Genomic DNA, 25,924 nt, shown 5'->3' with positions numbered 1-25,924 from the left:
CAGAGGGTATATTGATGGCGGTTAACACCCCAGATGTTCAAAAAATTTTGCTAGGCAAAGTCCGCGACTGGCTCAACACCAACCACGACGCCCTCAATGCGCTTGTTCCAAACGACCATGCGCAAAAAGCAGCGCTTACGATCAATGAAATCCCCGAACTCAGCGCGCTGCCAAACTCTACAGAAATTGTCAGCAAAACGGCGCAACAAGCACACGCCATTCTGGAACAATTCGACAACCAAGCGCTCAGGGAAAATTTCGCAAACGAAATCATGCCTGCCCTTCAGGTCATAGCAATAAGCGAAGCGATAAAAACGGACCTTGAAAACAACACAATTTCGCTGGAAACACAGGCCGGCACTTTCCAGATCAAATGGAACCACATGCGAAACGGTACCATCAACCCGGAACTGGAAAATGGCTTTTCTTACAGAACTCATGATGGCAAAAAACTCGAAAGTTTAGACGCACAAAACGCTATCAACAGCGCTCTAATAGACCTAACCGCAGGCCCTCTCATACAAGGCGAGATGGCCAAAGTTATTGCCCGGCGCCTGCAAGAAACTGATAGAGATGCAGATGATAAAATAAATTTCCGCGACATTCGCGCAGTAAGACAAGGCTTTTTAAGCCAAACTGGGCGTCTAACCCCTAACAACTTTATAGACATCGCAACCATTCCTGCATTCTACAAGGCGATGGAATTGGTCAAAGATGATGTAGAGGCTGATGTTTTCGAAAGAGTTATGAAAGACGCAGAATCCGACATAAAGATGGCGCAAGAAGCCTTCAGTGCCCTCACCGAAACCCAAACACCGGCACAACCGGACGCGCCAGCCCAACAAAAAAAACCTCCGGCCGAAAAACCTGCAGCATCAACGCAGCAAGAAAACCCTCCAGCTGCAGCAAAAAAGCCAGAAATCACAAAGCCTGCTACAGAAAAATCGGCCACCACAGAAGAGCCAAAGGCAAAGGCAAAGGCAAAGCCAAAAAACGAAACCATCGTCCTCTCTGATTATCTTAGAGAAGAAGTGCAATACGCCACCCTCCTCCTTGAGCGAGCATTCGCCGAAGGCAAATCACATAAATATCTGTTTTACAATGAGCCGGATAAATCCCTCGATCCAGCCACACTCGCGCAAATTCGCGACACGTTAATAACCGCAGTTTCTAAATACGGCCAGGAATATTACGACGGCGACAAATACATCCTCGGCCCGGACGATAAAACCCGCTACACATTCAGCAAAGAAGGCTATATCTACAGCTACCAAATCATCGATGGCAAACCGACAGACAAAGAAACCATCGGAAAAATCACCGATGGCCTGAATCTTGAAATTGCCGAAGAGGGCGAATTTAAAGGCAAGCTCGTCGGGCAGATCAAACCCAACCCGATAGTTGTTGCCCTCATCAACGACATCAGAAAAGACCTCTTCGCTGTCGATATAGATGCCGAGCAGGAAAAACTCGCCCTCGAACAAAGAAAGCTTGAAGACAAGCAAAACCGACTCATTGAAGACTATTTTAATGCAAACCCGGCTCTGGCAAGTCTAGAAGATGAATTCCGCGAAGCCCTCAAAAAACACGACAACGCCGACCCGTTCAAAAACACGGCCATCGCAAAGAAAATCCGCGAGCAAAGCGCCGATAAAGAGACCTTTGATCTCTTCCTCGTCGCCATTCTGACCAATCAACAATCCATGAACGAACTCGGCGCAAAAAGCCAAAACTTCGGCCAGGAACGCGCAGACATCAGCGCCATTGCCAATCTCTTCCGAGTCATGAGCGACGACAAACTTTATGACCCGAATAAGCTATCGGAGCTATACGGCAAAGCAGACTTTAAACCGGATAATATTCTTTCATTAAACGCCTATACGTGGCTCGAAGGCTATAAAGGCGACCACCCCCTTGCCGTCGAAGCGCTCTATCTGGGGCTTGACGAAGAGAGAAAACAAGCCATCCTGCAAGCGTTCGAAGGCAAAACGCAAGTCACTTTACAAGAGGCCAGAGTTTTTGTCCGCCGCCAGATCGACCTGCGCGCCATCAAAACCCTGGACCCAGGCACCTACGCCGACGCCGAAAAAGCAGGCAAACTTGATACCATAGCCGGGCAAAACGCCTTCATCGCCGCCAACCACGCAACCCTGCGCGGCGTCAGCCAGGCCATGATGGAGGGCCGCTTCAACCCCGACGAACGCGATGTCAAAATCGCCTTCAAAGCCTTCGGTACGCTAAGCATACAAGACCCGAGAATCCGCAGGCACATCAACCGCATGATGACCCTGACGGACAACACCCGTCCAAACGCAAAATACGCGCAATATGTCCTGACGCCGGATGAACTGGAAACACTTACAAAAGACAAGGTCAAAGAACTCACAGACGTCGGAATTATAAAATCCCCACCGGGCACGGAATTCAAGGCTCTGGCCTCTGTCGCAAAAGAAAAAGTCCTGCAAAGCATCCTTGCACAGCCGCTGTGGAATGACCCAGGCCGCCCGGGCTTCGAAGCCTATGAGCGCCTGATGCTCCAATACTACGAAAGCCACATTAATAACTATCACGCCTGGCACAATGGTGACGTCAACGACCAAACCATGGACACCTGGAACGGCCGCTACGGCGGGCCAACGCAGGATCAGATGATGTATCTTTACGTGCGTAATAACTGGCACCACATGAATGAAATCTTTAAAGGCGACACAAGCTTTTTCTTTAATAAAAGCGGCAATCGCTTTAATCACGGCCTGACCTACGAAGAAGCGGTTGCACAACTCAGCCCGGAAGATCGCGCAACCCTTGATGCAGGCATGAAAGCGCTGGACCGCGTCTCAGCCTACACCTATCTGGTCGAACGCCGCCCCAGTGAGAAATACGAAGACAGAAGCTATTACTTCGAACTGCGTCAGGACCGATATGTGCCAAACGTGTTAGCCGCAGACCTTAAAAATAAATTTGGAGAAAAAGCCGATCCGGTAGCCAAACAAGAGCAAAGCGGCCCCAAAAAGGACGAAGACAGCCCGCAGCAAAGTCTTACCAACAAAGAAAAAGAAGAAATTCCCGGCAGACCAGATTCCAATTTACTGGAAGATGACGGCCTTCCGCCGGCAAATGCAGCAAAATTAGCAACTTGGGCAACGTCAGGCTATGGCGCAGCAAAAGCCTTCAACAAAGCCGGACAAATAGCACAAGTTGTTCCTGAGGCTTCAGCCAAACACGCAGCAGCAGCAATGAAAATTCTAAGAATTGCCGATAACGCAGAAGTTGGCTCAAGAAAACAAATTGACGCTTTAAACCGCGCAAGCGGGCTCATGAAAGAAGTAGGCCTCACCGAAGCGCAGCTCCGCCTGCAAGGCGCCCTTAACGGCACCCATCCCATCCCGGAAAGCAAGCTGGACAAAGCAGGTCGCGCACTTAAATTATTGGTCGCCGCCGACAATGCACCGCAATACTCTCCGGACATCGCAAGAGCTCATGAGCTCGCACAAAAACTCATGGACAAAGCCGGCCTCAGCGAAACGCAGGTCCGTCTCCTCGGCCTCCAAAACGGCACCGAAATCCTTCCTGAAGGCAAAGAAAAAACTGCAAACAGAGTTCTACGCGCCCTGGAAATTGCCGACAACGCGCAAACTGCGGCCAAACGAACGCAAGCCATGGAATCAGCTCAAAGAATGATGAAAGCCCAAGGCTTGACCGAAGCACAGGTCCGCGCCTTCGGCCTTGCGCAGCAAAATCCGAAAGCTGTTAAAGAGCTAACAAAAATAAACCTAGACATAGAAACAAAGACAAAACAGCCGACAAAAGCAAACCCGGCTGCGGCTGCGGATACGAATACGACAACAAAGGCTAAACAGCTTGAGAGCACAGCTGCTGCAAAACCATCAAGCGACACTCCTGACAAAAAAGATCATATAATTAAAAGAATTGAAAACATTATTGAAAGCGCAAAGCATCCAAGCATAAGTGAAAAAGAACGTGCAAGCAGATTAAAAAGTGCAGAACGTTTAATGAAAAAACACGGGATAACAGAAGATCAAATCAAAGAACAGACACCTTCGAAAACCACCGAAACGACTTCAAGAAAAACAGCACAAAAAGATGCCTACAAGATTACCTCTTCTGAAGGAAAAGCACTCCTTTCTGAAAGAGAAACATCTAAAGCACTTACGTTAACAACAAAACTTGATGAAATTCCGAAAATTGAAGCCCCCAATATCTTGAAAAGAGCAACTCAAGGTCTTTCAAAACTCTTCAAGCGCGCCGGTAAAGGCGGCGCGGCAATTTCAAAATCTGTTTTTGGCGGGACCTTGGCTGGTTATGCCGCTGGCGCAGGCGTCGGCATAACCATAGCCGCAGCAGAAACCAGCCATCTGGAAAGCAAGCACGACTTTCTTATAGCATCCAATCTTCTGACAAAAGACCAACACACAGCGCTAGCCAACCTTTACGGCTGGTATATCGGCTCTATGATCGCTGATCCCTCGACCGTTACCAGTGAATACCTCATCAAAGACGCCATCAAAGATCTCGGCCTCAACCCGGTCGTCACCGAAATGGTCAGCCCCGACATGATCATAGACGTCTTGGAAAAAGGACTAACTGACGCCGAAGTGAAGGCCATAAAGGAACAATTCACCGATAAAGATAAACTAGCAGAAATGTATACAAGCATTGCAAAAGCGCACGGCTTACCTGAAAAAGTCACAGTGGAAATCAACGGCAAACCTCAAGAGATTTCAATCGGCGTGGCCATGCTTGACCCTAAAGCCGCAAAAGAAATATGGACAAAATATACAAAATTAATTCCAGACGGAAACGACAACAGCGACAACCCTGAACACATCACACGATATGTTGCAGATGAGAGCGTAAACCCAACAGAACGCCGTGGCCTGCTATATCTCGAAACGGTCAACGAAATGACCGCAACCACCACACAGATGGTTCAGGAATACGAAAAAACGCAGGAAATGCTGCACACACCATCCAACATCATTGCCCCCTAATGGCGCCTTTTACAGCTAAGGAAATGTTCCACGTGCTATCAACAAAACAAAAGGCGGCCTGAACACCAACTCTATAAAAAACGGCATATCATTGAAAACAGCTTCGCCAAACTCAAAGACTGGCGCCCCGCATAGCAGCTCGCTACGATCGTCATATGGCAAATTTAATGAGTCCTGAGCCTAACAGACGCGCTTATGAGGCCATGTCTGGTAGATACAGATCAAAATCAGTGCCCATAAGATAACGGCACCGGCCTGATGCGTGGTTGCGATGTGCAGCTCAACGCCTGATAAAATTGTGGCTATTCCTAAACATAATTGCAGCAGTGCCATTATTACGGCGGCATGGAGCGCACGAAAGCTTTGTTTTTTTGCCATCGCGTGCATCCAGAGGCTTAGAACCATACCAACAGTAAGGATGGCCAGCCAGCGGTGAATGAATTGCACGCCACTATGATTTTCAAGGACGTTGGGTAGAAGCGCATCATATTTCCAAAAATCCGGAGGAATCCACTCGCCGCCCATTTTCGGAAAGGTTTCGTTATATATTAACCCTGCATCCAGCCCCGCTGTGAAAGCTCCCCAGAGGACAGTGATGGCGATAAAGACCAAAACGATCCAACCATGGATATTAAGGGCACGGTTTGCGTAGCGGCGGGTTTTGAATGTGAGTGATAATCCGACCCAAAGCAGGCTGGCGAAGATGATAAATGCCAGCCCTAGATGTGCGGCGAGGCGATAGTGGCTAACTGCTGGCTGATCGACAAGACCGCTTTTGACCATATACCAGCCCATAAAACCTTGGGCGCCGCCCAGTACAAATAGTCCAAGAAGTTTAAGGTGATAGCCGTGGGGGATCATTTTACAGAGCCAAAAGAAAATGAGTGGCAGGGCAAAAACGATTCCAATAAGACGGCCCCAAAGGCGGTGAAACCACTCCCAGAAAAAGATGGTTTTGAAGTCGTCAATTTGCATCCAGGTATTTTTCTTTTCGAATTCAGGGCTTTCCTGGTAAAGCGTAAAAACGCGTTCCCATTCGGCGTCATTCAAGGGGGGCAGAGCGCCCATCAAAGGCCGCCATTCAACCATTGAGAGGCCGGATTCACTAAGGCGCGTAATTGCGCCTATGACTATCATGGCAAAGACCATGAAGGCGCAGGAATAAAGCCAGATGGCGATAGGTTTATTGTGTCGGCGGTGGGGTGCGATAGGCATTTTAAAAACCCTTTTCCTGTATTTCAGCGCTTTTACAAAAAGCACAATTGTGTATGATCTTGGTTTATACAGGTGAATATAAAGAGAAAAATCGTCGTGGCTAGTTTTGATTTTGTAGAAAGTACATCGCAGGCGTATCGCTTTGTTTGGAACAGACGGGTGGATGTGGTGCGCTTTTCGGCAATGGTTTTAGTTCTTAAGATTCTCTTTTTTGTTGGTTTTGTTGCTTTTGATATCCAGAAAGAGGCCTTACGGCAGGGGCTCTTGCTTTTACCGATTTTTTTTATGGAAGGCTGGGTCATTGCGACGCTGGTGATTATGGCGCTGCATGCGCATGAAACCCGGCGTGAAACGCGCAGCTCTATTTTGCCGCCTGCAGAGGATACTGCGCGGAATATTAAAGCTTCCATGATTGTGTATGTATTGATCAAACTGATGCTGTCCTTTGTTGTTGGCTCGGCTTATCACGGTCAACAGACCATTCCAGACGCTCCCCCACCCGATCCAAGTTTGCAGACATTTATATTGGCGATGATGCTTATTGTATTTTTGATCTGGGCGTTTCGCTTTTTGTGGATTTATATTCCGGTTGTAATGGGGAAATCTGTACGCACCTATTTGATTCGTTTCCGGGCATATTCGGATTCGTTTCCTTTGCTGGGTGTTTGGGTTTTGTGTTTCGTGCCAATGATGTTGTTTATGATTTTACTCAGTGAATTTTATGGCACGGTTATGGGGGTTTTGGGTGTTGGTGATAGTTCTATCGTATTTGAAACCGGCATGGCTGTTATTCAGGCTTTTATAGATTTTGTGCTTTCGCTGGTTTCTAGTCTTGCTGTTGCTTATGGCGTGTATTCAGTTTTTAACAATGAGAATAAGAAAACCGATATTTGGTGAGAGTGTGAAATGAAAATTTATGTGACAGATCAAAACGGGGTTGAGCATGCGCTGGATGCGGTTGAAGGGTGGCGCGTGATGGAAATTATTCGTGATCATGGATTGCCGATTAAGGCCGAATGCGGCGGGGCTTGTGCGTGTGCGACGTGTCATGTTTATGTTGATGAGAACTGGTTAAGCAAGCTGGCGATGATGCGTGATGACGAAGAAGAGATGCTTGATGAAGCATTTGACGTGCAAGATAACTCACGCCTATCGTGTCAGATTATCATGGATGAAAGTCTGGATGGGTTGAAGGTGCGCTTGGCATGCTATGATTGATTACATCTAAACTGTAAAAGTCATAACTTAATCTGACGATTATGAATTATCGGCCAGCCAGCGCTTCTTGAGGCGCGCTGTCCGATAATTCTTGCACGTTATCGATATTTTTCGATTGTGCAAGCTCTTTGGCATCCCGGAAGGTTTGCATTGGGGGTTTGCCGTAGCAGTATTTCCCGGAATGAGGCCGCGTTTCATTATATTTTCGCAGCCATTCATCGACGTCCGTTTGCAGCTCTTCGAGGCTGTAATACAGCTTTTTGCGGAAGGCGATGTCGTAGAACTCCTGCTTCATGGTGCGGTGGAACCGCTCGCAGATACCATTGGTTTGCGGAGAGTTTGCCTTCGTTCTGGTGTGATCGATATTTTCGATTCCCAGATAAAGCTGATAGGCGTGGTTCTCGGCTTTGCCGCAATATTCCGTGCCGCGGTCGGTAAGGATACGCAGCAGCACAAGCCCTTCTTCTGCGAAGAACGGCAGGACCGTGCCGTTAAGTGTATCGGCCGCCGTGATGGCGGTCTTCTCGGTATAGAGCCGGGCAAAGGCCACGCGGGAATAGGTATCGACAAAGGTTTGCTGATAAATCCGGCCCACGCCCTTGATGTTGCCGACATAGTAAGTATCCTGCGATCCCAGATAGCCCGGATGTTCGCTCTCAATCTCACCATGGGCCTCGCGCTGTGATTTTTGTTTTTCCAGCGCGGCGAGTTGTTCTTCGGTCAGGATGATGCCGTCTTGGGCAACCTTGGCTTCCAGCGCATTGAGGCGCTTCTTCATGGTCTCCAGATCGTTGCGCAGCCATACCGAACGGATGCCACCGGGCGAGATCAAAATGCCTTTTTTACGCAGTTCGTTAGCCGCACGTTGCTGGCCGTAGGCCGGAAACTCAACGGCGATCTCAATGCAGGCCCGCTCCACGCTTTCCGCCACGCGGTTCTTCAAGATCGGCTTCTTGCGGCTGATCTCGATCAGCGCTTCTTCTCCGCCGTTCTCGTACAGTTCACGATAGCGATAGAACGTATCACGGCTATAGCCCATGACTTTGCAGGCTTGCGAAACATTGCCCAATTGCTTGGCAAGCTCCAATACGCCCAGTTTCGGTTTGATGATTTTTTCCTGATAACTGCTCATGTCTGACACTCCTTTGCTTTTAAATGCAGTTTGTAAAGAATGTCAGATCAAGTCTCAACTAATACATCTAAACAAAATAACATCCCCATCTTGCACAACATATTCCTTGCCCTCTTGCCGCATTTTCCCAGCTTCTTTTGCGCCTTGCTCACCATTCATCGCAGCATAATCTGCAAAAGCAATCACTTCCGCCTTGATAAAACCTTTCTCAAAATCGCTATGAATAACGCCCGCCGCTTCCGGCACTTTTGCTCCAACGCGCACAGTCCACGCACGCGCCTCCTTTGGCCCAGCTGTAAAATACGTCTGCAAACCCAACAGCTTAAAACCCGCCTTGATAATTTTATCAAGACCGGATTCCTCCAGCCCTAGCGTTTCTAAAAACTCCATTTTTTCTTCAGCGTCATCTAATTGTGCAATTTCGGACTCAATAGCCGCACAAATCACGACTGATGGCGCCCAGAGGTGGTCTCGGTTCTTCGGCCAGCTTTGCGGCGAAGTTAAGCTACGATCGGTTGGTTATTGTCATGCCGCCTGCCTGTGGTTTTGTTTCTCCGGGTGAAGGGCGCGGCCGCCGGAGCCGTTAGGCGGAGGCGGCAAGCCCGAGGCCGGAGAAACAAAATTTCGTTCATCATAAACGTCGTCCGGGGTTTGTCCATCAAATACCGAATGCGGCCTCTGCGCGTTGTAAAACGCCAGCCAGCGCCCGATATCCCGCCTGGCTTGCAGGCCGCTCTCGAACGCGTTCAGATACACGCATTCATATTTCAGACTCCGCCACAGCCGCTCGATGAACACATTGTCCATCCAGCGGCCCTTGCCGTCCATCGAGATCGCGATCCCGTTTTCTTTCAGGACGCCCGTCCACGCGTCCGCCGTGAACTGGCTGCCCTGATCGGTATTGAAGATCTCCGGCGGCCCGTAGCGGGCGATGGCTTCCTCCAGCGCCTCCACGCAAAAGCGCGTTTCCATCGTGTTCGACAGCCGCCAGGCCAGCACCTTCCGGCTGGCCCAGTCCATGATCGCTACCAGATACAAAAACCCGCGTTTGACAGGGATGTACGTGATATCCGCGCACCATACATGGTTCGGGCGGGTGATCGTGAGCCCCTTGAGCCGGTAGGGATAAATCCGGTGGCCGGGATGCGGCATCGAAGTGCGCGGCCTTTGATAGACCGCCTCGATTCCCATCAGGCGCATCAGACGCCGCACGCGGGTGCGGCCTACCTCGTACCCCTGACGGCGCAGATGCCGGGCCATCTGACGGGACCCGTAAAACGGGGTTTGCAGGAATTGCGCGTCAATCAGCCGCATCAGCGCCAAATTGTCCGCGCTCTCCCCGCGCCGCTCGTAATACCAGCCAGAGCGGCTGATCCCCAGCAACCGGCACTGCGCCGCGATGCCGATATTGTCATTGGACGGGTCTACCATTTCCTGCCGCCCCCGGACCGCAACCGGGCGGAGGCATCGGCTAAAAAATCACGTTCCACTGTCAGCTGTCCGATCTTGGCGTGCAAGTCCCTGACCTCGGCGTTATGCGCGTCCGCTCGCGATTCCAGCTTGCCCGCAAAACCCGCCTCCAGCGCAGCCAGAGCCTCCTTCTTCCAACGGTGAATGACCGTCGCATGCACCCCGTAACGGGATGACAGCTCCGTGATCGGCGCGTCCTCCCGCAACGCCGCCAGCGCAACCTGCGCTTTAAACTTCGCCGGGTAGTTCTTCCTTGTCTTACTCATAATCCATGACCCTCCTTCGGTCATAGATCGTAGCTTAACTCACTGTCCGAATTCTTGGGACCACCTCTCAGATCCAGTCTCTGAGGATCATAAGGCGTACCGATAACACGAAAAACATGCGACCTTACTGATAAAAATTCTGTTGCCCATACCGTCCGTAATCTCTACGAAGAAAAGAACATTCGTATTTTCATTAATGCCGCAGCGTATACAGCAGTAGACAAAGCCGAGGACGAGCCAGCAGCAGCACTTGCTGTTAATTGGTATGGAGCAGGGCATTTAGCTACAGAAATTTCTAAATATGAGGATGCAGTTCTTATTTATTTATCGTCAGATTATGTTTTCGATGGGAAGAACCGAACACCTTATGAAGAAAACGCACCCGCTAATCCACTTTCAGTATATGGCCTATCAAAATTTGCTGGTGAAATTGTCACACGTTCTTTTGTTTCACGCCATATTATCTTGCGAACCTCATGGGTTTTTGGCGCAGACGGACAAAACTTTCTCAAAACCATGCTTGCATTAGGCAAAGAAAAAGATGAATTACGAATTGTAAATGACCAGTTTGGCGCGCCAACCTACAGTTGCGACGTTGCAAAAGCCCTATGGCACATTGCCAAAACCGTTCAAAAACCCGGCTTTAAAGAATGGGGGCTTTATCATTACACAGGTCAAGGACCTGTGAATTGGTATGATTTTGCCGCTCATATTTTTACACAACATAAAAAAAACGGCGGGAAAGTACCACACAATCTTATTCCTGTACCATCCATAGCGTTTCCACAAAAAGCATCAAGACCATCTTATTCCTATATGAGTTGCGCACGCATAAAAAAGGTTTTTGGCCTTGAGCAAAGCGATTGGAAAAAAGGCATAAGAGAAACCTTGATGCTACTGTTCCTCTAACAAATTTCTATTGACGATACAGTCATTTAAAGTACTGATCCGGCACACTGGGCGCATGGCCAATGGCAAAGCCTTTGTCCTTCAGTTCCCCAAACATTTTTGCTCTGCTGTAAAAATAACCTACTTAAACAGTGCTGAAATAGAGCGTTCCTCATTAATCCGGCGCATTGCCTCACCAATCAGCGGCGCGACAGAGAGCTGCTCAACGCTGTCGCTGGAACTCACAGACTCGGTCGCCGCAATTGTATTGGTAATCACAATTTTCTCCATCGGAGACGCTTCAATCTTGCTCACCGCCCCGCCCGATAATACCCCATGCACAACGTAGGAATACACAGACTTGGCCCCGTTTTCTTTCAGCGCCACCGCCGCATTACACAACGTTCCGCCGGAATCGACAATATCGTCAACCAGAATGCAGACTTTGCCTTTAACCTCCCCGATTACATGCATAACCTCGGAAACCCCGGCCTTTTCCCGGCGTTTATCGATAATCGCCAAAGACGCATTCAACCGCTTGGCCATCGCCCGCGCCCGCACAACCCCGCCAACATCCGGCGAAACGATGCAAATTTCCTCACCGTCAAATTCATCGAGAATTTGTGGCACAAACACCGGCCCGGCCACCAGATTATCCACCGGAATATCAAAGAACCCTTGAATTTGACCAGCATGCAGCTCCATGGTCAAAACCCGGTCCGCGCCCGCCGCCGTAATCAAATTTGCCACTAGCTTGGCCGAAATCGGCGTCCGGCTACCCGTCTTACGATCCTGCCGCGCATACCCGAAATACGGAATCACCGCTGTAATCCGCCGCGCCGACCCGCGTTTGAGCGCATCAATCGCAATCAACAGCTCCATCAAATGGTCATTGGCCGGAAAAGATGTCGATTGAATAAAAAAGCAATCCTCGCCGCGCACATTCTCCATAATCTCAACGAAAACTTCCATATCGGAAAAACGCTTCAAACTCGCCTGGGTCAACGGCACATTCAAATAAGAAGAAATTGCTTCAGCCAGCGGACGATTGGAATTCCCGGCAATCAGTTTCATTTTAACCCTAACTTGTTATTTTTATTAAAAAATACGCATATCAAGCTGCATACGAGCGCACTATACGGAAAAATCACCAGCAAAATCAAGCACGCTTTTGGATAAAAAACCCGGTTATGATCACTCTTGAATCATAATAACCGAAATCTGCCGACCATAATCTTTTTCATGCCGATGCGTCGCCCTGCGATAACTGAAAAAATCCTCTTCATTAAAATACGTATCCAGATCCTTGATCAGCACGTTTTTAACGCCCGCCCGGCCCAGCTTCGCCGCGCAATAGCCCGGCAAATCAAACTGCAAATGCCCTGCGCACCGACCTGCCGTGAAAAACACCTCATTCCTACCATCTTCCTCTAAAAACGTATCTGCAAAATCATCCCTCACCTCATAGGATTTCTGCCCAATGCACGGCCCTATACAGGCGCGAATACTTTCCGGTACAGCGCCAAGCTCCAGCATCATAGCTAACGTATTATCCAAAACCCCTTTCAACGCACCACCCCAGCCAGCATGTGCAGCCCCCACAACCGGCGCACCATCACTTTTTTTTCCATAAAATAACACTGGCGCACAATCCGCCGTTAAAACTCCCAACGCCAGGCCTGACACATCCGTAACCATCGCATCAGCCTTCGGACGCGCTTCAATATCCCAACCCTCGCGTACCACCAGACATTGGTTGCTATGGATCTGATGTAAACTCAACAAGTTTTTAGCCTCACACCCGACAATTTCGCTCACAATCTGGCGGTTTTTCTGAACAATACTTAAAGCCTCCCCCGACCCGGGTCCACAATTTAGCGCGGCAAAAATGTCCCGGCTTACACCACCGCGACGGCTAAAAAAACCATGGAAAACCGTATTATTTTGCAGCCCCACAAAATCACTATGCTTAAAATAAAGCGGATCAGAATCCTGCTGGAGCAAGAGGTTTGTCATGATAATAAAATCCAATCACTTTAAACAACGATCCCATTTGATCTGAATCAATCAACCGATGCAAACCTTTTTCGATCATATCGACCTGCTGCACATCGGCTTTTTCTGCCAACATCCGCGCCCGTAAACCAATACCGAGCGCCCGCAGAAAATCCCCCTGCTCCACCGGCCCGGCAACACCAATATCAACACCTCTCTGTAAAGCCTCAAAATTCACGTGGCTGGTCAAATCCGCATCACCAATATGACTCAGCACATCAACATATTCATGGCCCTTAATCGCCTGAAATGTATCGCCCGGCCCTGAGTGCACATGCCCGTAATCAATAAACAGTGCTGCCCCGCCCTGCGCCTTTAAGCGACTACAGACGCACTTCACAAAATCATTTCGATACGGAGCGAATTCATATACATCACCCTCCATTGGCACAAAAACCAACTGAGCGTCTTCATCCAGCCCGACCTTGCGTTGCACATCACCCACATATTGCTCAAACGGCAAAGCATCCAAAAACTCATTGCCAATCACAATCATCGGCACATCACCCGGCACACCTTTAAAATCTTCATGCCAAACCACCTCATATTCGGCCAACGCCTCTCGCTGTTTCCCGCGCAACACCGGACTCATCTCAACCAGATGAATCCGCAAAGCATCATGAAACCCTGCTACATTTCGACTAGCACGCAATATATCAGCCATCAACGTCCCACGCCCCGGCCCGCATTCCACCATGGCCAGCCGCTCAGGCGCGCCCATCTGCATCCACAAATCCGCCGCCCATACGCCGATCATTTCACCAAAAAGCTGCGAAACCTCAGGCGCAGTTACAAAATCTCCAGCCCGCCCAAACGGGTCGCCCTTCATATAATAACCATGCTCAGGATGCCCCAGCGCAAGGGCCATAAACGCGCCGATCAACATCGGCCCATCCGCACGAATTTTCTGTCTTACGATCTCTTCAAGCGGACTGGGCATCGGATCGTTTCCGCGCTACCGCATAAATAACCAGCCCCAGCCCTACCACAATCATTGGCGTACTCAACACTTGTCCCATCGTCACCGCCCCGCCAAATACAAATCCAATATGAGAATCCGGCTCGCGGAACAGCTCAACAAACGCCCGCGCGCAGCCATAGCCGGCCAAAAACATACCCGATACAATCCCGGGCCGCGCCCGCACCCAGTCACTCCGGATCAACACAAACAGGATCAAAAACAACACCAACCCTTCCAGCACCGCCTCATAAAGCTGGCTTGGATGCCGCGGATATGGCCCACCGCGCGGAAACACCATCCCTAACGGCGAATTCGTCACCCGCCCAAACAATTCACCATTGATAAAATTGGCGACCCGCCCGAAAAACAACCCCAAAGGCACACACGCACACACAAGGTCAGCCAGCCGCAGATGCGAAAATTTATGAATGGACGGATAAATCAAGAGCGCAACGATTACCCCTAGCGCCCCGCCATGAAAGGACATCCCCCCCTCCCATAACATCAAAATTTCTGCCGGATGCGCCGTGTAATACTCAAGATTATAAAACACCACATATCCGAAGCGCCCACCCAAAATCACCCCGGCAATCGCCCAGGGCAAAAAGTCATCAATATCCAACTTGTCCGGACGCCGGTTCTCATCCAGATCAGCCAGCCGTTTGCAATACCACCAGCCAAGCAAAAATCCGGCCAAATATGCCAGCGCATACCAACGAATATCAATCGGCCCTAAACTGATCGCCACAGGATCTATATTTGGAAATTCCCACATGGCCCCCTTTATAAATCATCACCCCAAAATAGAAATAAAAATTTCCACAGGCCTAAAGATTAAAAATCTCAAAACAATTTGGACTCTACACAGAGCCATGATACTGACTCAAAGCTACACACAAGAGCTGGAACAATGATAAAAAGCAAAGATAAAATGCTGGATGACATCGCCCATGTTGCAGACGGAACATTAAGTATTTTCAGTGGTTTAGGTGAAAATATTCGTGAAGACGTAAAAACACGCATTGATGAAATTGCCCACCGCCTTGACCTTGTGCCACGCGAAGATTTTGACCGCCTCGAAGCACTCGTACAGACTCAGGAAAAACGCATTCAGACTTTAGAAAAATCTCTAAAGACAAAGAAATAAAACAACAATCACGGAAAGACTTTATGACCACGCAGCTTGAAACCTACGAAGACGACATCCACCCGCTCGACAGTGTTGAAGATGTGCTCAGTGCCAACAACTGGACATTCGAACGCATGGCCGAGGATGAACTGGCTGTCGATATCATGGGTCGCAGCGGAAGCTATAAGTTGCTCTTTATCTGGCAAGGGGAAATGCACGCTCTGCAATTTTGCGCCCAATTCGATTTACAAATCGCGGGTAACAACATCAAAATTGCGCGCGAAGTGCTGCTGGAACTAAACGAATCCCTTTGGATGGGCCATTTCGACCTGCCTGCAAAAAACACACGCCCGGCATTCCGCCACACTTGCTTGCTGCGCGGCTCATCTCCCGCACTTATAACCGAATTAATCGATGACATGGTCGATATCGCTCTGGCCCAATGCGAACGCCACTACCCGCTCTTCACCCTGCTCGCCAGCGCCAATGACATCAACGATGCAGCGCTGTCACTGGCGATGATGGAAACAGCCGGGGAATCATAAGACCCTATGAGCGCTCAGCCCAACATTGTTCTGATCGGCTGCGGTAAAATGGGCGGCGCCTTATTACAAGGCTGGCTTGACCAAAATATCGACGCAAACTTCTCCGTCATTGAACCGCACGACATCTCAATCACCGAAATAACGCACCACAAAACCGTTGAAGCCGCCGCCAAAGACTTAAAATCCGCCGCCCTCATCGTGCTAGCTGTCAAACCACAAACTATGGCCACACTCTGCACAGAGCTGAAAAACCATATCAACGAAGACACCACCATCCTGTCTATCGCTGCCGGACAATCTCTAACCAGATTTTCTCAATATTTCGCCCCCACCCAGCCGGTAATCCGCGCCATGCCCAACACCCCTGCCGCCATCGGCAAGGGCATGAGCATCGCTGTAGCCAATAAACACACCAGCCAAAGTGCCAAAGCACTGGCCGAAACCCTGCTCAAAACCGCCGGAAAATTTGAGTGGACAGACGATGAATCCCTGCTCGACGCTGTCACCGCCCTCTCAGGCAGCGGCCCAGCCTACGTCTTTTATTTAATCGAAATGCTGGAAAAAGCTGGAAACAAAGCCGGCCTCCCTATAGAAATGGCCACCACCCTCGCCCGCCAGACCGTCATCGGCGCCGCCGCGCTGGCCGAAGCACAAAGCGAAATACCCGCCAAAACCTTACGTAAAAACGTCACCAGCCCCGGCGGCACCACCGCCGCCGCGCTTGAAATCCTCATGGATGGCCGCACCCAGAACCTCTTCAACGAAGCTCTGCAAGCCGCTACAGCCCGCAGCCGCGAATTAAATTCTTAACGACCTTTAGTACCCAACCCAATATCTTTAGCCAGCTTCGAGCGTTGCGCCGCATAATTCGGCGCCACCATGGGGTAATCCATCGGCAGCCCCCAGCGCTCACGATATTCCTCCGGACTCATCCCATAAGCCGTTTTCAAATGCCGCTTAAGCATTTTGAGCTGCTTACCATCCTCAAGACAAATAATATAATCCGGCATCACAGACTTTTTAATCGGAACTGCCGGCTGAGGACGATCCGTGCTAACATGGCTATCCGCATTCACATTGACCAGCGTTTTATAAACCTGCTCAATCACCGACGGAATTTCCCCGGCCTGAATTGTATTATTAGACAAGTAAGCCGAAACAATTTCCGTTGTAAAAGCAAGATATTCTTCCCGGTTTATTGTTATTGTCATGAAAACGCCCTCTCTTCAGAAATGGAACACAAAGTACAATCTAGGTAAGGTAAAATATTTGTCAAGAAAATGCGCCGAAGAACAATACTCACCCCGCACCTTCTAAAATACGAGACGCTTTTTTGGGCATCGATACGTCCGCATCCCGTAAATACACTGGCCGTGCATCACGCTCAAAAACGCCGTCTACAAGCCCTTGGTCCTGTAAAACCTGCGCCACCATCGCCATATCCGCCAATCCATATCCATAATCAACATCATTCCATAACCCATGAATTTCATTAATAAATCGTACGACGCCATCACCAATCAACACACTATTTCTTGGCAAAGCCTTCAACAAAACCTCAGCCAATTCCGCCCGCGGCGCAGATACAGCCAACCCTTGCGCATTAAAATCCTGAATATAAAAATCGCTACGCTTCGTTTCTAAAACTACACTGCAATCCAAACCATGCTCAGCAACATAATTCATAGCCAACGCTTGCAAAGTTGTAACCCCGATAACAGGAATATCCAAACTCAGCCCAAAAGCCCGCGCCGCCGACATCCCAATCCGCAAGCCCGTAAACGCTCCCGGCCCGATCGTGCACAACACAGCATCAAGATCCCCATAATCCAGCCCTGCCTCTTCCATAACTTCCTGCGCAAATGGGATCAGACGCTCAGCCTGCCCGCGCACCATCGCCTCACAGCGCACAGCCTCGCGTTCACCGGCAACCACCGCAGCCACACATCCCCCCAGCGCCGTATCCAGCGCCAGTATATTTTGAAAGTCACTCATAGCATCTTTACTTAAAGTATTGAGCACGCCTCATCAAATGTTAATCGCGGAGCCCGTGGATGCAGCGCAGATGCATCCCCATACCCCAGATTACACAGGAAATTCGGCTGCACAGCGCTATCCGCAAAGAATTCGTCCTTCACGCCCGCCGCATCAAAGCCCGACATCGGCCCGCAATCCAGCCCCAATCCACGCGCGGCTATCATAAAATACGCCCCCTGCAAACTACCATTGCGAAACGCACTTTCGGCAATCAACGCCTCATTACCGGCAAACCAGCTCCGTGCATCTGCATGTGGGAAAAGCTGCGACAGCTTCTCATAAAATTCCAGATCATGAGCTATAATCGCCGTCACCGGCGCCGCCATCGTCTTCTCAACATTACCCTCATCCAAATGTGGCTTTAAACGAGCCTTGGCCTCCGGTGTTTTCACAAACACAATCCGCGCCGGACAAGAATTCGCCGCCGTCGCCCCAAATTTCATCAAATCATAAATCTCGCGCAATAACGCATCAGGCACGTCTTTTTCCAGCCACACATTATGTGTGCGCGCCTCTCGAAACAATAAATCCTTCATTTTTTCATCCATAGCGCTCATACGATATATCCTTTTCTTTACGACAAAACTCAACTACACAAAAAGCATGAATAGATTACTTCTTCAATGCGCTTTAACACTTTTGCTCATAGCCGTACTGTTAAGCCCGGTTTACAGCGCCGCATCCGAAAGCACGCAAAACCACGCTGTAATCCTTACCTATCACCGCATTGGCGAAGATAATCTCCCTGATGAAAATCTAACAATCGAACAATTCACTACCCATATCCATGAAATTAAAACCGGCGGCTACAATGTCCTGCCGCTTACGACAATCCTTGAGGACTTTGAAACAGGTACGCTACTGCCACCGCACACCATCGCCATCACCTTCGACGGCGCCCACAAATCCGCACTGGAAAACGCTGTGCCCTTGCTTTTGAAAGCAAAATTACCATTCACCATTTTTTATGCCGCGCTAAACCTTGATCAAGAAGACCCCGCCAGCGCCAACTGGAACGATTTAAAAAAACTCGCCAAAAACAAAAATATCACGCTGGCCTCGCTCCCCACGTCCTACAACCATATTGCCTACAAAACCCGCACAGAAATGCTGACCGCCCTGAACGAAGCACGCAGGCGCCACCGCGAAGAATTCGGCCACGAAACGCCATACCTCGCCTACCCATTCGGAGAATACAGCCTGGCGCTTAAGGACCTCGCAAAAACGCAAGGGTTCAAAGCCGCCTTCGGCCTGCACTCTGGCGCAATTGACGCCACCAGTGACCGCTTCGCCCTGCCGCGTTTTAGTATGACCGAACATTACGGAGACCTCGAGCGTTTCCGTCTCGTCACCCGTGCCATACCCCTGACCGTGACCGACATCGAGCCACCAGACCCGGACTTAAAAACCGCTCCCTTTTTCACAGGCTTCACCCTTCCCGATGCATTAGCCAGCAAGAGCAAAAACCTCTCCTGCTTCATCTCAGGCGAAGGCCGTGCCAAAACTGAGATATTAGGAAACCGCATCGAAATTCGTGAAGATACCGGCCTGCTAGACAACGACCGCATCCGCCTAAACTGCACACTTCCCGGTCCCCTATCTGAAAATGACGAACCGCAATGGTATTGGCTCGGTCTGCTCTATTTTAGAAGTTCTCAGCCGGACGAACTTCAACGACCTCAGGAACAAAATGCTTCAACATATTCTCAATACCCATCTTCAAAGTCGCCGTAGAACTTGGGCACCCTGAACACGCCCCACGCATATGCAAAAACACCACACCATCTTCAAACCGGTCAAAAACGATGTCACCGCCATCCATCGCCACCATAGGACGCACCCGAGTTTCAATCAATTCGCGGATCTGCGCCGAAATTTCATCATCCTTGCCCTTATCCTCGGAAAGCCCCTTGCCTTGATAATACGCCTCCAGCACCACCGGTTGCCCCGTTGAAAAATGCTCCATCAAGGCTCCCAAAACCATGGGTTTAAGCACCGACCAATCCGTGTCTTCATCCTTGGACACTGAAATAAAATCTGCCCCTAAAAACACCCCCTCAACGCCTTGTAAACCAAATAAGCGCTGAACCAACGGCGCCTCTGACGCCTCCCCTGTGGTCTTAAACTCCGCAGTTCCCCTATCCAAAACACTTTGTCCAGGCAAAAACTTAACTGTCGCCGGGTTCGGCGTTGCTTCCGTTTGAATAAACATTAGTAAAAAGTCCCTTTCCGATAGCTGAAATAAGACAGGCGACCATTAAAATCAAGTCAGGAGTTAAGCGTTTCAGGCACAATCATAAGCGGCACTCGCAATTCACTTAACCCCTTACCAGTAAAATAAGAAATCAAAGGATTGGAAGACGAAGACGAAGCGCCTAAAACCAGTGCGCGGATCGTCGGATCAGTATTAAGGATCTGCGCAATTTCACGATATGTTTTACCTTCCTTGATGTAAATTCCGGGAATACACCCCGAAAGCTCGTAAAAACGCTGCGCAGCCTTCCATAAGGCTTCCTCAGCCTCTGCCCGCTTATCACGCTGAATTTGCTTTTCAATGAAGTTCCAGTGCAAAAAACCTTCATCTTCTATCACATACAAAACAGCCGCATGACCGCGTTTCTGCTTAACAAGAGTCGCCACACGCCGAAGCGCCGCATCAAACTCCGAGCTATCATCAACGACAACCAAAAACACCCCACCATCTGTATCCGGCAGCAATGAGCGAACATCGTCTTTCTTTGTCTCAGCTTTCGTCATAAAAAACACCTTAAAGCATCCACAGCCTTTATCCTAGCTGCGCCGCACAATAAAATTCGACAACCATCCGGCAAAACATGCAATCAAAACGCACAGAGCCCCATACAAAAACGCATGATTTCGTGAAAACTCATAAATATCAGAGCTAAAACCGGTCAACCCCACCCGTAAACTTTGCGCATCCTCATACACGACCTTGCCCTTACCAACAAGCAAAGCCCGCACCGTATAGTTTCCCGCCGGGACATGCGCTGGCAAATGAAAATCCACCCGAAAAAAATCATCCCCCAAAAACTCGACTGCCCCGGCCTTCTGCGAATAAAGCTGATGCTGCTGTTTATAACGCAACAAAGCGCTCTGAAAGAGCTTAATTTTATCCTCATCTATACGTTTCTCTTTAGGCACAACCCGTAACGCATTTAAACCAACATGATATTCCTTAAGCAACTCATCGCTCATCAATTTCTTTTCATCATCAACGCTTAAGGCGAAATCATAATAAGAAGGAATATTATCAAACTGCAAAGTTTCCCTATTCACCCAGGCCCCGAAAACCTGGCTTTTCTGACGCACCACAGTCGAACGCGGCGGCCCCTCAAGCGTTAAAACAATATCCCCACGCCCTTTTCGATATCCGATCATCGACAAAGTTGTACCGGTAAAACCCGTTGTAATTTCGACATAATCATCAGCAATATCAAATTGCAGAGGCTCCGCCGCCGCAATCTCCGAAAAAGCGCTAACAACATAAACCCCAAGTACAAAAAAGAACGCTATCGCGCTAAAAGAATTCAAAAAACGTCGACAGCAGGTCATCGAACATACTCCGCTGAGAACAGATCAACCGGCATAACGAACAAATCGACAACAAGCTTCAAACACACCGACAAAATAATGATCGCCAAAGTAACACGCGCTGTTTGCCCCTTAAAGAACCGGGCAAGAACAACCCCGAACTGCGCACCAACAACGCCGCCTAAAATAAGAATAAGCCCTAAAACAATATCAACAGTATGGTTCATCAATGCATGCATAATCGTTGCCGCAGCCGTTGTGAAAATCACCTGAAACAAAGACGTGCCAGCCACCAGCAAAGGCGGCATACCCAAAATATAAATCATAGCCGGAACGATTAAAAAACCGCCGCCAATCCCCAAAACAGAAGCCAGAACCCCGCCAACAAAACCAATCCCGGCGGGCACCAACGCACTCACAAACAGCTTTGACCGGGGGAAACGCATCTTATAAGGCAACGACAAAACCCAGGGAGAAACCTTGCTATCATTAAAAGCCTTGCGCACGCCCTCCTTTTTCTTAAGCACGGACACAAAACTTTCCATAATCATAAGTATCCCGATACCGCCAAGCAAAATGATATATAAAAATGAAATTGCAAAATCGATCTGCCCCAGATAACGCAACAACTTAAAGATAAAAATCCCCACAACCGACCCCACAGCCCCGCCGGAAACCATCACCAACCCCATCTTGATGTCAACATTACCCCGCCGAAAATGCCCCATCGCTCCGGCCATACTCGAAGCCACAAGCTGGCTGGCCTGCGTTGCCACCGACACCGCCGGAGGAATACCAAAAAATATTAAGAAGGGCGTTGTTAAAAAACCGCCGCCAACGCCAAAAATACCAGACAAGAGCCCGACAAACGCGCTCAACATAAAAACGGTTTCCGCAGAAACCGCCATTTCAGCAATCGGCAAATAAATCTGCATGGACTAGAAGTATCGTGTTTCCTTACTGTGCCCCCACAGTGCCGAAAAACTGTCAAATTTTCAAGATTTTATGACATAAAACTGAAAAAAACAGGATAACTAATAATAGCCATCCTCAAAAACACTCGGCCCGCGCACTTTCAGCGTCTTATCCTGCAAGAAATCACGATAATATCCGGTAATCGCAAAATTTGTTCCATCATGAAAATCAACCGACTTAATCACATTCAAAAACGCGTTATGCCATTCGTGATACACGCTTTCTTCCGCCGAACATTCAACCAGATAAACCCTGTTCCGATAATGCGAAGCAAAGGCAATCCCGCGTTTTTTCACCTTCGCACCTTTATAATCTTCAAACGAAAATGACGCCATCGAGGCAAACCCCTCGCCTAAACCGTTATTGTCCGTCCCCTCATGCACAACGACATCATTATACAGCCCAAAATACCGCTCCCAGTAATCCCTGCTAAAGGCTGTACGCTGAATGGTCCCGGCATTCCGGCGCGGATAAATCTTAAACCGTCCATCATTCTCAATATTCACCTTGCACCCGGCAAAATTATACAGTCCGTGCGCCGCCGTATTCGGAGCGCGAATAGTCAAGACATCCCCCGGATTTTGATTGGAAACAGCGTCCCATCGATCATCATAGGTCAGGCTCATCTTAGAGCCCACATCCCGCCACATAGCAACATCCGCGGCGGCAGAGGATACACCGGCGCAAAGAGCCAACGCGCAAACACTTGATAGTCTAAATATTTTTTTCATCTGATTGCCCCAAAGAAAATATGGGTGGCTGAAACGCCGTGAACTCCCATGATTATGCCTCAAACACAACCATTTTGCCAGAGGGAATATGAATAACCGGTTAACCGACGTGCCAGAAACCCATAATATCCCGAACTTCAGCTACGGTTCTGTTCGCGATTTCATTCGCTTTTGCGTTGCCTTGGGCCAAAATCGCATCAATCTGCGCCGGGTCAGCCATTAATTCATTCATCCGTGCCGTTATAGGAGAAAGCTTCTCCACTGCAAGCTCAGCCAGAGCAGGCTTAAATACGCCCCAGCCCTGCCCGGCATATTCCGCCAGCACATCCGCCTTCGAAATACCCGCCAGCGCGGCATAAATCGTCACCAGATTGGCCGCCCCCGCGCGCCCTTCAAGCCCTTCAACCGCCTCAGGCAATGGATCAGGGTCAGTCTGCGCCTTCTTGATTTTCTTGGCAATTATGTCCGCATCATCAGTCAGATTAATCCGCGATTTCTCACTATCATCCGACTTGCTCATCTTCTTGCTACCGTCTTGCAAACTCATCACCCGCGTCGCCTCACCGACAATATACGGCTCAGGCGGCAACAAAACATCCCCGCCAAAACGCGCATTAAATGTCGCGGCAATATCGCGCGCCAGCTCCAAATGCTGCTTTTGATCCTCGCCCACCGGCACATGCGTGGTCTTATATAATAAAATATCCGCCGCCATCAGCACCGGATAGGCAAACAGCCCCAAACCCGCCCGTTCGGCGTTCTTCCCTGCCTTATCCTTGAACTGCGTCATGCGCTCCAGCTTGCCCATCTGCGTCATCGTGGCCAAAAGCCACATCAGCTCAGAATGCCCCGGCACCGCAGACTGTACAAAAATTGCCGATTTTGACGGATCAATTCCACCCGCAATAAACGCCGCCGCAATCTCGCGCGTCGCCAATGTCAAAGCCTCCGGCTCCTGCGGCACAGTAACCGCATGCAAATCCGCCACCATATACAAACACTGGCTATCCGGCTCTTCCTGCAAAGCCACCCAGTTTTTCAGCGCCCCGAGATAATTCCCCAGATGCAAATGTGATGTCGGCTGCATACCTGACAAAATGCGTTTCATTCTTATACTTTCTTTTTCTTTAAAAATCGCTTTAGCTGATCAAGATTCACTAACCCAAAAACCAAAACTAAAACACTATAAATCCCCAAACCTGAAACCACAGTTATGATCATCCGCTGCATTTTACTCATTGCATAATCGTTATCAATTGCCAGCATCAGAAAAACAACCCCACCGACCATCAAACCAGTCGCCCAAAAAATTTTCAATGACGCCCGTTTGAGCCTATCATCGAATTCTACGCGTTTTCCTTTAAGGGCTTTAACATGAAAAATGAACTGCAACCAACCCGTTAATCCTGTTGCAAGGGCAATGCCCGCTACTCCGATATACTGAATAAGCAGCAAACTCAACGCAATATTGATAACAGTAGCAATAACGGAAATCTTCACAGGTGTTTTAGTATCCTGAGAAGCCCAATGAACAGTAGAAAAAACTTTTACACAAATATAGGCTGGCAAGCCAAAAGCATAGCCGGTTAAGACCATCACTGTTGCCTGACTATCCTGATAATCAAAAGCCCCTCGCTCAAACAACCCTCCAACAAGATCGCGACCAAAGAATGCCAGAGCCGCCGCCGCAGGCAGCGCCAGCAACAAACACATCTCCAAGGCGCGGTTAAACAAATCCCGCCCCTCATCCATATCACCCTTGGCCAGCGCCTTAGAGAGCATCGGCAACAATGCCGTGCCCACCGCAATCCCTACCACGCCCAGCGGTAACTGATTGAGCCGGTCGGCATAATAAAGATAGGAAATCGAACCCGCACTCAGGAAAGACGCAATCACCATATCAGCAAACAAATTGATATGCATCACGCCCGCGCCAATCACACCGGGGCCCATCAACTTAAACACACGCTTAATTTTCACATCAAATACGGGTCTCTTGAACCGCAAATACACCCCGGACCGCCGCGCCGCCACAACCAGCCAGATGAGCTGCAAAACGCCCGCAAACAACACCCCAAAACTGAGCGCCTGCCCGGCATCAGCAAAATACCCACTCAGCAACAACGCCGAAATCAGACAAAGGTTAAACAGCACAGGAGCAAACGCAAACGGCGCAAACCGGTTCAGCGCATTCAAAACCCCGCCCAAGAGCGCTGTCAACGACATCAACAACAAGTAAGGAAACGTAATTCGCGAAAGCTGAACCGCCGCATCAAACCGCACCGGGTCATCAATAAAACCCGGCGCAATCGCAGATATAACCCACGGCATCCCGGCCAGAGCCAGCAAAACCACCACTGACAACATCGACAACATGACCATAAACACATTACTGGCAAACGCATCGGCCTCTTCCTGCCCCTCCTTCTCTACGCTTTCCGTATAAAGCGGCACAAAGGCGACACTAAATGCGCCCTCCGCCGTCACCCGGCGAAAGAAATTCGGCAATTTCAGCGCGACAAAAAATGCATCTGCAACTGGCCCCGCGCCCAAAATTGCCGCCGTCATGATATCACGGATAAATCCAAAAATGCGGCTAAGCCCCGTCAAGCCCGCCACCGTCGCCATCGCTTTTGCAAGTTTCATAGAAAACTACTTACCATCTGATAATCGTCATTGCGAGGAGCTTTTGTGACGAAGCAATCCATTTTAACGAATTTCTGGATTGCATCACTCCG

25 protein-coding genes and 1 pseudogene are annotated in these 25,924 nt (G+C 49.4%); 8 read left to right on the top strand and 18 right to left on the bottom strand.

The genetic code is table 11. The features are described 5' to 3' along the window. Positions 1 to 14: 14 nt before the first annotated feature. A complete protein-coding gene (locus H6859_02075) occupies positions 15 to 5,012 on the top strand; it encodes a hypothetical protein (GenBank protein USO06016.1) in 4,998 nt (1,665 codons plus the stop codon). 180 nt (positions 5,013 to 5,192) lie between these two features. Here the strand turns inward: H6859_02075 and H6859_02070 are convergent, their stop codons facing one another. Continuing rightward, on the bottom strand, positions 5,193 to 6,227 hold the full coding sequence (locus H6859_02070) for a COX15/CtaA family protein (protein ID USO06015.1): 1,035 nt from the start codon (positions 6,225 to 6,227) through the stop codon (positions 5,193 to 5,195). Positions 6,228 to 6,323: 96 nt separating this feature from the next. On the opposite strand from H6859_02070, the gene H6859_02065 reads away from it, so the two are divergent. Beyond that, the gene (locus tag H6859_02065) at positions 6,324 to 7,124 is read left to right on the top strand and encodes a hypothetical protein (protein ID USO06014.1); all 801 of its coding nucleotides are present in this window, start codon (positions 6,324 to 6,326) and stop codon (positions 7,122 to 7,124) included. A 9-nt stretch (positions 7,125 to 7,133) separates the two neighbouring features. After that, positions 7,134 to 7,445 carry a 2Fe-2S iron-sulfur cluster binding domain-containing protein gene (locus tag H6859_02060; protein ID USO06013.1) on the top strand — a complete coding sequence of 104 codons (312 nt, stop codon included), beginning with the start codon at positions 7,134 to 7,136 and terminating at the stop codon, positions 7,443 to 7,445. 46 nt (positions 7,446 to 7,491) lie between these two features. Here the strand turns inward: H6859_02060 and H6859_02055 are convergent, their stop codons facing one another. The 3 genes and pseudogenes from H6859_02055 to H6859_02045 all read right to left on the bottom strand — a co-directional run bounded on the left by H6859_02055 (position 7,492) and on the right by H6859_02045 (position 10,313). Beyond that, complete coding sequence (locus tag H6859_02055) at positions 7,492 to 8,577, bottom strand: IS481 family transposase (GenBank protein USO06012.1); 1,086 nt, start codon at positions 8,575 to 8,577, stop codon at positions 7,492 to 7,494. Positions 8,578 to 8,631: 54 nt separating this feature from the next. Beyond that, positions 8,632 to 8,967 (bottom strand): DUF933 domain-containing protein, encoded by a 336-nt coding sequence (locus H6859_02050; protein USO06011.1) that lies wholly within the window; start codon positions 8,965 to 8,967, stop codon positions 8,632 to 8,634. 240 nt (positions 8,968 to 9,207) lie between these two features. Beyond that, positions 9,208 to 10,313, bottom strand: a pseudogene (locus H6859_02045) (IS3 family transposase). Between the two features lie 102 nt (positions 10,314 to 10,415). Between H6859_02045 and rfbD the strand changes: the two are divergent. Continuing rightward, positions 10,416 to 11,222: a dTDP-4-dehydrorhamnose reductase gene (gene rfbD, locus H6859_02040; protein USO06658.1), complete on the top strand. Its 807-nt coding sequence runs from the start codon at positions 10,416 to 10,418 to the stop codon at positions 11,220 to 11,222. A gap of 120 nt (positions 11,223 to 11,342) precedes the next feature. Here the strand turns inward: rfbD and H6859_02035 are convergent, their stop codons facing one another. From H6859_02035 to H6859_02020, 4 genes are all read right to left on the bottom strand, one after another. Continuing rightward, on the bottom strand, positions 11,343 to 12,275 hold the full coding sequence (locus H6859_02035; protein ID USO06010.1) for a ribose-phosphate pyrophosphokinase: 933 nt from the start codon (positions 12,273 to 12,275) through the stop codon (positions 11,343 to 11,345). A gap of 120 nt (positions 12,276 to 12,395) precedes the next feature. Next, positions 12,396 to 13,217, bottom strand: coding sequence for a peptidoglycan editing factor PgeF (pgeF, locus tag H6859_02030; protein USO06009.1), 822 nt, complete (start codon positions 13,215 to 13,217; stop codon positions 12,396 to 12,398). Further along, complete coding sequence (locus H6859_02025) at positions 13,186 to 14,196, bottom strand: SAM-dependent methyltransferase (GenBank protein USO06008.1); 1,011 nt, start codon at positions 14,194 to 14,196, stop codon at positions 13,186 to 13,188. The genes pgeF and H6859_02025 overlap by 32 nt, the downstream gene beginning before the upstream one ends. Further along, positions 14,180 to 14,992: a prolipoprotein diacylglyceryl transferase gene (locus H6859_02020; GenBank protein ID USO06007.1), complete on the bottom strand. Its 813-nt coding sequence runs from the start codon at positions 14,990 to 14,992 to the stop codon at positions 14,180 to 14,182. Before H6859_02020 ends, H6859_02025 begins: the two co-directional genes overlap by 17 nt. Positions 14,993 to 15,127: 135 nt before the next feature. Here H6859_02020 and H6859_02015 point away from each other — a divergent pair, with 135 nt between their 5' ends. Genes H6859_02015 through H6859_02005 form a run of 3 tightly spaced genes read left to right on the top strand, consistent with a single transcriptional unit; the run spans position 15,128 to position 16,701 of the window. Further along, positions 15,128 to 15,364: an accessory factor UbiK family protein gene (locus tag H6859_02015; GenBank protein ID USO06006.1), complete on the top strand. Its 237-nt coding sequence runs from the start codon at positions 15,128 to 15,130 to the stop codon at positions 15,362 to 15,364. 23 nt (positions 15,365 to 15,387) lie between these two features. After that, entirely contained in the window at positions 15,388 to 15,891 is a 504-nt protein-coding gene (locus H6859_02010; GenBank protein USO06005.1) for a YbjN domain-containing protein, read from the top strand. A 6-nt stretch (positions 15,892 to 15,897) separates the two neighbouring features. Then, positions 15,898 to 16,701, top strand: coding sequence for a pyrroline-5-carboxylate reductase (locus H6859_02005; protein USO06004.1), 804 nt, complete (start codon positions 15,898 to 15,900; stop codon positions 16,699 to 16,701). Here H6859_02005 and H6859_02000 read toward each other — a convergent pair. The 3 genes from H6859_02000 to H6859_01990 all read right to left on the bottom strand — a co-directional run bounded on the left by H6859_02000 (position 16,698) and on the right by H6859_01990 (position 18,485). Then, complete coding sequence (locus H6859_02000) at positions 16,698 to 17,102, bottom strand: MucR family transcriptional regulator (protein USO06003.1); 405 nt, start codon at positions 17,100 to 17,102, stop codon at positions 16,698 to 16,700. The two genes, H6859_02005 and H6859_02000, sit on opposite strands and share 4 nt — an antisense overlap. 88 nt (positions 17,103 to 17,190) lie before the next feature. Next, complete coding sequence (gene tsaB / locus H6859_01995) at positions 17,191 to 17,886, bottom strand: tRNA (adenosine(37)-N6)-threonylcarbamoyltransferase complex dimerization subunit type 1 TsaB (GenBank protein USO06002.1); 696 nt, start codon at positions 17,884 to 17,886, stop codon at positions 17,191 to 17,193. An 11-nt stretch (positions 17,887 to 17,897) separates the two neighbouring features. Then, positions 17,898 to 18,485, bottom strand: coding sequence for a malonic semialdehyde reductase (locus H6859_01990; protein ID USO06001.1), 588 nt, complete (start codon positions 18,483 to 18,485; stop codon positions 17,898 to 17,900). Positions 18,486 to 18,531: 46 nt separating this feature from the next. On the opposite strand from H6859_01990, the gene H6859_01985 reads away from it, so the two are divergent. Then, positions 18,532 to 19,662, top strand: coding sequence for a polysaccharide deacetylase family protein (locus H6859_01985; GenBank protein ID USO06000.1), 1,131 nt, complete (start codon positions 18,532 to 18,534; stop codon positions 19,660 to 19,662). Here H6859_01985 and H6859_01980 read toward each other — a convergent pair. The 7 genes from H6859_01980 to murJ all read right to left on the bottom strand — a co-directional run bounded on the left by H6859_01980 (position 19,574) and on the right by murJ (position 25,832). Beyond that, complete coding sequence (locus H6859_01980; GenBank protein USO05999.1) at positions 19,574 to 20,140, bottom strand: NifU family protein; 567 nt, start codon at positions 20,138 to 20,140, stop codon at positions 19,574 to 19,576. The two genes, H6859_01985 and H6859_01980, sit on opposite strands and share 89 nt — an antisense overlap. A 56-nt stretch (positions 20,141 to 20,196) precedes the next feature. Then, positions 20,197 to 20,685: a universal stress protein gene (locus H6859_01975; protein ID USO05998.1), complete on the bottom strand. Its 489-nt coding sequence runs from the start codon at positions 20,683 to 20,685 to the stop codon at positions 20,197 to 20,199. Positions 20,686 to 20,718: 33 nt separating this feature from the next. Continuing rightward, complete coding sequence (locus H6859_01970) at positions 20,719 to 21,501, bottom strand: TIGR02186 family protein (GenBank protein USO05997.1); 783 nt, start codon at positions 21,499 to 21,501, stop codon at positions 20,719 to 20,721. Beyond that, positions 21,498 to 22,415 carry a sulfite exporter TauE/SafE family protein gene (locus H6859_01965; protein USO05996.1) on the bottom strand — a complete coding sequence of 306 codons (918 nt, stop codon included), beginning with the start codon at positions 22,413 to 22,415 and terminating at the stop codon, positions 21,498 to 21,500. Before H6859_01965 ends, H6859_01970 begins: the two co-directional genes overlap by 4 nt. A 99-nt stretch (positions 22,416 to 22,514) precedes the next feature. Then, positions 22,515 to 23,186, bottom strand: a complete 672-nt coding sequence (locus H6859_01960; protein USO05995.1) for a hypothetical protein — start codon at positions 23,184 to 23,186, stop codon at positions 22,515 to 22,517. A gap of 100 nt (positions 23,187 to 23,286) precedes the next feature. Further along, positions 23,287 to 24,294: a tryptophan--tRNA ligase gene (gene trpS, locus H6859_01955; protein ID USO05994.1), complete on the bottom strand. Its 1,008-nt coding sequence runs from the start codon at positions 24,292 to 24,294 to the stop codon at positions 23,287 to 23,289. 2 nt (positions 24,295 to 24,296) lie between these two features. After that, positions 24,297 to 25,832 (bottom strand): murein biosynthesis integral membrane protein MurJ, encoded by a 1,536-nt coding sequence (gene murJ, locus H6859_01950; GenBank protein USO05993.1) that lies wholly within the window; start codon positions 25,830 to 25,832, stop codon positions 24,297 to 24,299. Between the last annotated feature and the right edge of the window lie 92 nt (positions 25,833 to 25,924).

The sequence above is a fragment of the Rhodospirillales bacterium genome (assembly GCA_023898785.1).
Lineage (GTDB): Bacteria > Pseudomonadota > Alphaproteobacteria > Micavibrionales > Micavibrionaceae > TMED27.
The sequence above is the reverse complement of the archived record's forward strand: the minus strand, read 5'-3'. Positions and strand labels throughout refer to the sequence as shown.